Raw genomic sequence first — 9,173 nt, 5'->3', positions numbered from 1 at the left:
CCCACTACCGGGCGGATTCCAGACTTGCACTGGTTAGAAACGTGCGCCGCCAGGCACACTACACAAAAGCCGACATCACGGGAGATTTCTTCCCGGAGGCCGGCTTTTTATTTTAATTAAATCCATAAAACTTCTGTGTGATCTTATATCCCAGGATCAGAAGCTCCCTTCCTCCCTTTCCGGGAAGATTGCAGCCCTGGCCCAAAAAGCCTGTGCGCAGGCGCAGGTAAAGGGGCAGATTGGTCTTTTTCAGATACTGCCAAAGTTCTTTTTTCTTTTCCAGATTTTCCTCTGTTCCGGACTTGATCGCCAGCACAGAGCTCACGGTCATCATGATCTCCAGATATTGTATCATGTAGTGGCGGAGCTTTCTGCAGCTGATCTTCGTCACATCGTAATATCCCAGCATCAGCTTTGTCACACGGATCTGCTGGTCCAGACGCCCGATCATAACGGTCTCATTGACCGACTGGTCCGCTCTTCCGATGAAATAGCGGTAAAAGTTCACATCCAGATAGTAAATGTTCTTCACATGGGGCAGGGGCTGGTACACGAAAATATTGTCTACATAGAAGGTGTGCTGCGGTAGCTCTAAGCCGCACTGGCGCAGCAGCTCTGTCCGGTAGATCACGGAATGCATCAGGATGTACTGCCCCGTCATAAAGAACTTGACATCCTTCCACTCAAATACCCTGTCCTTTGGAAAGGCCGTATGGTACTTCATGACCTTTTTGCGCTTTGCCCCTTCCTTTTCATAGACAAAATTTGTCACCAGCATATCCAGGGTGTCCTCACCATATACGAATCTGCGCAAAGTATCCAGCACCTGACGGTAGGCTTCCTCATTTACCCAGTCATCGCTGTCCACCACCTTAAAGAAAATGCCGGTGGCATGCTTAAGGCCCGTATTGACCGCCTGGCCGTGACCGCCGTTTTCCTGGTGGACCGCCCGGCAGATGGTCGGATATCTCTGCTCATATTCATCTGCGATTTCCGCTGTCCTATCCTTTGTGGAGCCGTCATCTACAATGATGATCTCCACCTCCTCCCCTCCTGCGAGAAGGGTCTGGATACAGTGCTCCATGTAAGCCTCTGAATTATAACATGGGATTGCCACTGATAATAATTTCACCTTTTTTCCTCCTTTATGTATGTCCTGGCAGTCCGAACACTGCCACCGCTGCCAGGTTTGCCGCCATATGCATGAGAACAGCCATAAGATATTTATGGCAGCTGCTGCTCTCATAACCCCAGGCCAGCACCAGTCCTGTAAAACATGCATAGATGCCCTGTATCCAGTTTCCATGATACAGTCCGAATGCCATAGAAGAAAGGAGCGCTGCCTGCCATGCCCGAAGGCAGGACCATTTCCTCAAACCGCCGTATATGCCGAAGCGGAATATCCCTTCCTCTGCCGCCGGAGCCACCAAAAGCGTCAGCAGGAGAAATCCATATCCTCCGGCCTCCGGGGACTCTGCCGCCTTCCGGTACCCCGAAAGCATAAACTCCGGCCACGGTATCATGCCTAAAAGATAATTTCCCGCCAGCGCCGCTGCTGCCATGACTGCCACACGCTTACACCAGCCCGGCGGAAGAAGCCTGTTCTGCTTGTCCATATACTGACTGTCCCTCTATGAATGACATTTGCTGCCTTCCACTCTATTGTCCCTGCCGCGATTATACCATGCCACTATCTCTTTTGCTACCTCCTTTTTTCTCTTTTCATTGCAATTTCTTCCAGATTACCCTATAATAAACCTAAGTTTAGCCCAGCCAGGGCAGAGAGAATCTTGAGACGAAACGAGGTATGGATTATGGCAAAAAAAAGGATTGTTTTGGCCATCGGCCACAAGGATATGGGGACAAATCTCCCTGAACAGAAAGCAGCAGTTGCAAAGACTTCTAAGATCATTGCAGATTTCATCCAGGAGGGCTGGCAGGTTGCCATCGTTCACAGCAACGCTCCACAGGTAGGCATGATCCACACAGCGATGAACGAGTTCGGCAAGCAGCACGAGGGCTACAGCAACGCTCCCATGTCTGTATGCTCTGCCATGAGTCAGGGCTACATTGGCTATGACCTGCAGAACGGCCTTCGGTCAGAGCTCATCAAACGGGGCATTTATAAACCTGTGAGCACCGTCCTGACACAGGTCATGGTAGACCCCTATGACGAGGCCTTCTATACCCCCATCAAAACCATTGGAAGGATCATGACAAAAGAGGAGGCTGAGGCTGAGGAGGCAAAGGGCAACCATGTAAAAGAGGTAGAGGGCGGTTTCCGCCGTATCGTGGCTTCCCCAAATCCTGTTGCGATCGTGGAGATCGACGCCATCAAGGCTCTCATGGATGCCGACCAGGTGGTCATTGCCTGCGGAGGCGGCGGTATTCCCGTAATGGAGCAGGGCTATAATTTAAGAGGCGCCAGCGCCATCATTGAGAAGGATCTGGCAACAGGCCTCCTGGCAAAGGAGATCGATGCAGATGTGATGATGATCCTCACAAGTGTGGACAATGTGACGCTGAACTACGGTACAGACCAGGAGCAGCCCATCCGTCATATGACCATCGGGGAGGCAAAGGACTATATCAGCCAGGGACAGTTTGAGTTTGCCTCCATGCTGCCAAAGGTTTCCGCCTCTGTGGATTTTCTGGAAAGCGGAAAGGGCCGCAAGGCCATCATCACCTCCTTGGGTATGGCAAAGGCCAGCCTGAAGGGCAATGCAGGCACTGTGATCGAATAGCGGCATTGCCAATCAAAAAAGCTTCGGCAGGCAATACAGCCTTCTGCCGAAGCTTTTCTTATCGGATGATCTGATCTTACAGGAGCGTCAAAGCCGCCGAAGGCAGCAGCGCAGCCTTCCTTTGTCATATCAGGCCAGTACACGTTCCTTGATGTATCCCACCATCTCCTCTCTGGGCACTCCCAGGGAAATCGCAAGCTCGGAATACAAGTTCTCCTCCGCTGTGCGGAAATACCTCTCATCCAGATCGGTCATCTTTTTTCCGTGCTCTATGCGGTCCTGCTTGCGCAGATAGAGGGCCTTTATCATACTGATCCATACCCTGCAGTCGCAGGTCTTTAATGCCTCCTTGTAGCGTTCCTCCCGCTGCTTATCATTTATCACCTTCATCTCCGGTATCTCTCCGATACGCTCGATCAGATTGGTTGCCTCCTCCTTTGTCAGGAGAGGTCTCGTTATGGTCTTCTCCGAATCCACCGGAGCCACGATCTTACTGTCCTTTTGATAGTAGGGGCGCAGGACATAGTAAAGCTTCCCCTGGGGGCCTCCCGGTCGGTCAACTGTAGTAATATCCATGACCTCACAGACACCCCGTATGCCGTAAATAATATACTGGCCTTTTTCAAACATATAAACCGCCTGCTTTCCTCATTTTATAATATATTTAGTTTACCATAAATTTTCTTTTTATGTCAGAAAGCAAGCGGCATTTTCTGAAATTTCGGATTTATGCGCAGAAAGAGGACAAGATTTTTGTGCAGATTTACCATGGTTGATTTCTGCATTTTCCTGTCCTCTTCCTGTGTTATTCCCGTCTAAGCATTTTTTTACTATGAAAGTCCCGCCGCCGTGAGGCGGCACTAAATTCAGGTATGCCCAATGCGTCAGCACGGAGCAATCGACTTTCATGCATGGTGATGCCTGCGTCAGCAGGTATGTCCGTTTACTGTGGCAATATCGATCAGGGTCAGCTCCTTTGCCCTGTTCTCCAGACTCGTCACCAGGGCCTCTGCCGTATCCATGGCTGTGAGCACATGTACGCCTGTCTCAATGGCATTGCGGCGGATAATAAAGCCGTCATGGCTTCTCTCTGCTCCCTGGGCCGGGATATCGATGATAAGATCGATCTGGTGGCCCAGCACAAGGTCCAGGATATTCGGGGATTCCTGCTCGATCTTGCGGATCTCATAGGCCTTGATGCCATGCTTCTTTAATGTCCTTGCCGTACCTCTTGTGGCAAAGATCTTGTAGCCCACCGCCTCAAACCTGCGGGCAATATCCACTGCCTCCTCATGGTCGCTCTCCCGGACTGTCATGATCATGTTCTTATATTTGGGCAAGCGGATCCCTGCTCCCTCAAAGGCCTTATAAAGGGCCTCATTAAAGGTCTTTGCAATGCCTAAGCACTCACCTGTGGACTTCATCTCCGGTCCCAGGCTGATATCAGCGCCGCGGATCTTCTCAAAGGAGAATACGGGCATCTTGATAGCAATATAATCGGCTGCAGGCTGGAGTCCGGGCGTATATCCCAGCTCCCGGATGGTATGGCCGCAGATGATCTGCGTTGCCAGGGGCACGATCGGGATGCCTGTCACCTTGCTGATATAAGGCACGGTACGGGAGGAGCGCGGGTTTACCTCGATAATGTACACATCATCCCCGTCCACAATAAACTGGATGTTGATCATGCCCTTTACATGAAGGGCTCTTGCCAGCTTCTCCGTATAGTCCACAATGGTCTCCACATTGTGCTCTGTGATATCCTGGGCAGGATAAACGGAGATGCTGTCTCCTGAGTGGATTCCTGTACGCTCAATGTGCTGCATGATACCGGGGATCAGGATATCCGTACCGTCACAGATAGCATCCACCTCGATCTCTTTGCCCATGATGTACTTATCTACCAGGATCGGGTGCTCCTGGGCGATCTGGTTGATAATGCCGATAAACTCGTCAATATCCTCATCGTTGATGGCGATCTGCATGCCCTGTCCGCCAAGCACATAGGAAGGACGAACAAGCACAGGATATCCAAGCTTTCTGGCCGCTTCCTTTGCCTCCTCTGCAGTAAATACCGTATGGCCTGCAGGCCTGGGGATCCGGCACTTCTCCAGGATCTCGTCAAAGCGCTCCCTGTCCTCTGCCGCATCCACATCCTCTGCTGCAGTTCCCAGGATGGGCACGCCCATCTTCATAAGCGCCTCTGTCAGCTTAATGGCTGTCTGTCCGCCAAACTGCACCACTGCACCGTCCGGCTTCTCCACATCCACGATGCTCTCCACATCCTCCGGCGTCAGCGGCTCAAAATACAGCTTGTCCGCAATATCAAAGTCCGTACTTACGGTCTCCGGGTTGTTATTGATGATGATCGTCTCATAGCCCTCTTTGCTGAATGCCCATGTGCTGTGCACAGAACAGAAATCGAACTCGATGCCCTGCCCGATACGGATCGGACCGGAGCCCAGCACCAGCACCTTCTTGCGGCCGGAGGTCTCCTCTGCCTCATTGATGCTGCCAAAGCAGGAATAGTAGTAAGGCGTCTCTGCTGCAAACTCTGCCGCACAGGTGTCTACCATCTTGTAGGCAGCCCGGATATTGTTCTCATAGCGCTGCTTCTTTATCTGCTCCTGCGGAATGCCTGTGAGCCTTGCAATGACATTGTCCGGGAATTCGATCCTCTTGGCCTCTGCCAAAAGCTCAGTGGTCAGCTCCTTCTCGCCGGCGCCCACTGCCTTTAACTCATTTTCCATCTCCACCAGGATGGCCAGCTTATCAATGAACCACACATCGATCCTGGTGATCTCGTGGATATCCTCATAGGAAACACCCCTGCGCAGCGCCTCGGCGATCCTCCAGATGCGCATATCATCTACAATATGAAGCTCGTCCATCAGCTCACTGTCCGACAGGCCGGAGAAATCATAGGACAAAAGGCAGTCCACATGCTGCTCCAGGGAACGGATGGCCTTCATAAGCCCGCCCTCAAAGTTGGTACAGATACTCATGACCTCGCCCGTTGCCTTCATCTGGGTACCCAGGGTGCGCTTTGCGCTGATAAATTTATCAAAAGGAAGACGGGGCATCTTTACCACGCAGTAATCCAGCATGGGCTCAAAGCTTGCATATGTCTTCTTTGTAACTGCATTTTTGATCTCATCCAGTGTATAGCCAAGGGCGATTTTTGCCGCAACCTTTGCAATCGGATAGCCGGTAGCCTTAGAAGCCAGAGCGGAGGAACGGCTCACGCGGGGGTTCACCTCGATAACACAGTACTCAAAGCTGTCCGGATTCAGGGCATACTGAACATTACAGCCGCCGGTGATGCCCAGCTCGCTGATGATGTTAAGAGCAGAAGTACGCAGCATCTGGTACTCCTTATCTCCCAGTGTCTGGGAGGGAGCCACGACGATACTGTCTCCTGTGTGAACGCCCACCGGGTCGATATTCTCCATGTTGCAGACAGTGATCACATTGCCTGCACCGTCGCGCATTACCTCGTACTCGATCTCCTTCCAGCCTGCAATGCACCGCTCCACCAACACCTGTCCCACGCGGGAAAGGCGCAGGCCATTTTCCAGGATCTCTGCACACTGCTCCGGGTTATGGGCAATACCGCCGCCGGAGCCGCCCAGGGTATAAGCGGGACGCAGAACAACAGGATAACCGATCTTTTCTGCGATCTTAAGGCCCTGCTTTACGTCCTCCACAATATCAGAGGGTGCCACAGGCTCGCCGATCTTTTCCATGGTCTCCTTGAACATCTCGCGGTCCTCGGCCTTTTTGATGGTCAGGGCCGTTGTTCCGATGAGACGGACATTGTGCTCCTTTAAAAATCCGGCATCCTCCAGCTCCATGGCAAGGTTCAGTCCTGCCTGCCCTCCCAGTGTGGGAAGAATGCTGTCCGGCTGCTCCTTTAAGATCAGCTGCTCCACTACCTCCACCGTCAGGGGTTCAATATAGACCCTGTCTGCGATATCCTTATCTGTCATAATGGTGGCCGGATTGGAGTTTAACAGGACGACCTCGATACCCTCCTCCTTTAAGGAGCGGCAGGCCTGTGTGCCTGCATAGTCAAACTCCGCTGCCTGTCCGATAACGATTGGGCCGGAGCCCAGAACCAGTACTTTCTTGATCTCAGGATTCTTTGGCATCAGTCATTCACCTCCATCATTTTAAGGAAACGGTCGAAAAGGTAACCGGAATCTAAGGGGCCGGGGCAGGCCTCCGGATGGTACTGCACGGTAAAAATGTTCTTGCCCACATATTTCAGCCCCTCGTTGGTGCCGTCATTGACATTGATAAATGCAGGCACAGCCACCTGGGGGTTCACCGTATCCATGTCCACCACGTAGCCGTGGTTCTGGGAAGAAATGTAAACTCTTCCTGTCTCCAGATCCTTTACCGGATGGTTGCCGCCTCTGTGTCCGTATTTTAATTTGTAGGTATCCATCCCATTTGCCAGAGCCATGAGCTGGTGTCCCAGACAGATGGCAAAAATGGGGACATCAGAAGCATAGAGCTTCTTGATCTCTTCTATGATAGCCGTGTTCTCCTTTGGATCCCCAGGGCCGTTTGATAACATGATACCGTCCGGATGTTCCTTTAATACCACCTCTGCCGGGGTGTCAGCGGGGTATACTGTCACCTGGCAGCCGCGTTCATTTAAGGAACGGGCAATATTTCTCTTTGCACCGTAATCCATAAGAGCCACCTTCTTGCCTGTGCCGGGCAGGGTGTAGGCCTCCTTTGTTGTGGTCTTTAAGACAACGCCCTTTACGCTGTAGGCCTTCATACGGCTTATGGGCTCGCCAAGATCGGTATAGTCCTTTGTGGTGATCATACCGTTCATGGTGCCTTTTTCTCTTAATATTTTTGTGAGGGCTCTTGTATCGATACCACAGATACCGGGAATGTCATGTTCTTTTAAGAAATTTTGAATGGTATCCTCGCTGCGGAAGTTGCTGGGGATTCGGGATAATTCTCTTACAATATAGCCATCCGGCCAGGGCTTTGCTGATTCCATATCCTCATGGCAGATTCCATAGTTGCCGATCAGGGGATAGGTCATAACAACTGCCTGTCCTGCATAAGACGGGTCAGTCAGCACTTCCAGATAACCGGTCATCGAAGTGTTAAACACGATTTCACTAATGATTTCCCGTTCCGAGCCAATGCTCGTGCCGGTAAATACAGTTCCATCTTCCAGTATGAGGTAAGCTTTCATGTGGGGGTACCTGTCCTTTCTTATGTGTTCGCCTGAAAACCGCCTCTGCGCACGCCATTTTCCATACGCTCCGGCTATTTCAGCCCAAATTGTAAAGATTATACTGTATCTTGTATATTTTTTCAATGGTTTTAAGGGCTAAATTTTTTTGTTCATATCAAATATTTTTTTATGATCATAACTCACAAAAACAGATATCTTTCATCACCAGACATAAAAATGAGGATGTGCGATCTTTTGCAGCATCCCCCTGTTCATAATACGTTTATTTTCTATATGTCACTCCATCTAATATAAGCTCGTCCTCCCCCACCTGTACTTTGTAGGAAAAACTGCCGAACTTTGTAATAAGCCAGAACTGACCGTCCTTCATTTCATATTTTACCGTCTGCTGGGTATTTCCGGATATCAGTGTAACCTGATCTCCCTTAAAGCTCAAAGACTCGATCACCATTTCCCCGCTCTCCTCAGGCGGATCAACAGCCGTATAGATCCCGTCATATCTGTGCTGCTTTTTATAAAAAAAGCCTATTCCGCTTCCCACCAGGATGAGAAGCAGAAGCATTATGATTCCCGTTCTTTTCTTCATCCTATCCCTTTCCCTCTCATCACCGATGCATTTCCCAAAATACTTTGGCATTCTCCTCCACAAGCTCTGCAATATAACAGGCCTCCAGCGCGGTCTTTCCAACTGCCACCAGGCCATGCTCTTCCAAAAGGAAGCAGGGTACATCCCCATTTTTTACAAATATGCTGTGGATCATATCCATGCCTTCGCGGTTGATCGTGTTATTTTTTATTTTACAGACAGGCACAGGAATATCCATCACCTGTTTCATCTGCTTTGTTACCAGCCCCATCTCATCAAACACGTTTGCAACAATGATCGAATAAATGGGATGAACATGGACCACAGCGCCAATATGGGGATACCTCTTGTAGAGCTCACCGTGAAGGAGAGTCTCCTTTGTAGGTTTCATATCTCCCTCCACCAATCTGCCTTCAAAATCAGCCAGGATCAGATTCGTTTCATCCACCTCTCCCAGAGTGATCCCTGAAGGCTTTACCAGCATAAGCTCCTCTCCCTGCAGCCGGACGCTTAAGTTTCCTCCCGTTCCGGCAGCCAAACCTGCCTGATGAGCTCTGGCAGAGGCCCTTATATAGTCATTTTTCCCTTTTAAAAAGTCCAGATACATCGAGTTCCT

8 protein-coding genes are annotated in these 9,173 nt (G+C 50.6%); 1 reads left to right on the top strand and 7 read right to left on the bottom strand.

Annotated features, from left to right (window positions below; translation table 11 throughout):
- Positions 1 to 112: 112 nt before the first annotated feature.
- Both LIZ87_RS08060 and LIZ87_RS08055 read right to left on the bottom strand, forming a co-directional pair.
- Positions 113 to 1,132, bottom strand: a complete 1,020-nt coding sequence (locus LIZ87_RS08060) for a glycosyltransferase family 2 protein (RefSeq protein ID WP_227146225.1) — start codon at positions 1,130 to 1,132, stop codon at positions 113 to 115.
- Positions 1,133 to 1,145: 13 nt separating this feature from the next.
- A complete protein-coding gene (locus tag LIZ87_RS08055; protein ID WP_227146223.1) occupies positions 1,146 to 1,616 on the bottom strand; it encodes a CPBP family intramembrane glutamic endopeptidase in 471 nt (156 codons plus the stop codon).
- A 198-nt stretch (positions 1,617 to 1,814) separates the two neighbouring features.
- On the opposite strand from LIZ87_RS08055, the gene arcC reads away from it, so the two are divergent.
- Complete coding sequence (arcC, locus tag LIZ87_RS08050) at positions 1,815 to 2,744, top strand: carbamate kinase (RefSeq protein WP_178313917.1); 930 nt, start codon at positions 1,815 to 1,817, stop codon at positions 2,742 to 2,744.
- Positions 2,745 to 2,873: 129 nt separating this feature from the next.
- Here arcC and LIZ87_RS08045 read toward each other — a convergent pair whose 3' ends face one another.
- From LIZ87_RS08045 to LIZ87_RS08025, 5 genes are all read right to left on the bottom strand, one after another.
- Positions 2,874 to 3,374, bottom strand: coding sequence for a CarD family transcriptional regulator (locus LIZ87_RS08045; RefSeq protein ID WP_178313914.1), 501 nt, complete (start codon positions 3,372 to 3,374; stop codon positions 2,874 to 2,876).
- A 296-nt stretch (positions 3,375 to 3,670) separates the two neighbouring features.
- Positions 3,671 to 6,895, bottom strand: coding sequence for a carbamoyl-phosphate synthase large subunit (gene carB, locus LIZ87_RS08040; protein WP_178313912.1), 3,225 nt, complete (start codon positions 6,893 to 6,895; stop codon positions 3,671 to 3,673).
- Positions 6,895 to 7,968: a carbamoyl phosphate synthase small subunit gene (locus tag LIZ87_RS08035; RefSeq protein WP_227146221.1), complete on the bottom strand. Its 1,074-nt coding sequence runs from the start codon at positions 7,966 to 7,968 to the stop codon at positions 6,895 to 6,897. Before LIZ87_RS08035 ends, carB begins: the two co-directional genes overlap by 1 nt.
- A 265-nt stretch (positions 7,969 to 8,233) precedes the next feature.
- Positions 8,234 to 8,557 carry a hypothetical protein gene (locus LIZ87_RS08030; protein WP_227146219.1) on the bottom strand — a complete coding sequence of 108 codons (324 nt, stop codon included), beginning with the start codon at positions 8,555 to 8,557 and terminating at the stop codon, positions 8,234 to 8,236.
- Positions 8,558 to 8,576: 19 nt separating this feature from the next.
- Positions 8,577 to 9,164 carry a class II aldolase/adducin family protein gene (locus tag LIZ87_RS08025; RefSeq protein WP_178313908.1) on the bottom strand — a complete coding sequence of 196 codons (588 nt, stop codon included), beginning with the start codon at positions 9,162 to 9,164 and terminating at the stop codon, positions 8,577 to 8,579.
- Positions 9,165 to 9,173 lie beyond the last annotated feature (9 nt).

Origin of the sequence: Lacrimispora sp. 210928-DFI.3.58 (assembly GCF_020554865.1) — a bacterium.
In the GTDB taxonomy this organism is placed as follows: domain Bacteria; phylum Bacillota; class Clostridia; order Lachnospirales; family Lachnospiraceae; genus Enterocloster.
The sequence above is the reverse complement of the archived record's forward strand: the minus strand, read 5'-3'. Positions and strand labels throughout refer to the sequence as shown.

What these genes read in the sequence shown, in the direction of transcription:
- LIZ87_RS08030 (WP_227146219.1), bottom strand. Translation starts at nt 8,557, where the DNA reads ATGAAGAAAAGAACGGGAATCATAATGCTTCTGCTTCTCATCCTGGTG.
- LIZ87_RS08035 (WP_227146221.1), bottom strand. Translation starts at nt 7,968, where the DNA reads ATGAAAGCTTACCTCATACTGGAAGATGGAACTGTATTTACCGGCACG.
- arcC (WP_178313917.1), top strand. Translation starts at nt 1,815, where the DNA reads ATGGCAAAAAAAAGGATTGTTTTGGCCATCGGCCACAAGGATATGGGG.
- LIZ87_RS08055 (WP_227146223.1), bottom strand. Translation starts at nt 1,616, where the DNA reads ATGGACAAGCAGAACAGGCTTCTTCCGCCGGGCTGGTGTAAGCGTGTG.
- LIZ87_RS08045 (WP_178313914.1), bottom strand. Translation starts at nt 3,374, where the DNA reads ATGTTTGAAAAAGGCCAGTATATTATTTACGGCATACGGGGTGTCTGT.
- carB (WP_178313912.1), bottom strand. Translation starts at nt 6,895, where the DNA reads ATGCCAAAGAATCCTGAGATCAAGAAAGTACTGGTTCTGGGCTCCGGC.
- LIZ87_RS08025 (WP_178313908.1), bottom strand. Translation starts at nt 9,164, where the DNA reads ATGTATCTGGACTTTTTAAAAGGGAAAAATGACTATATAAGGGCCTCT.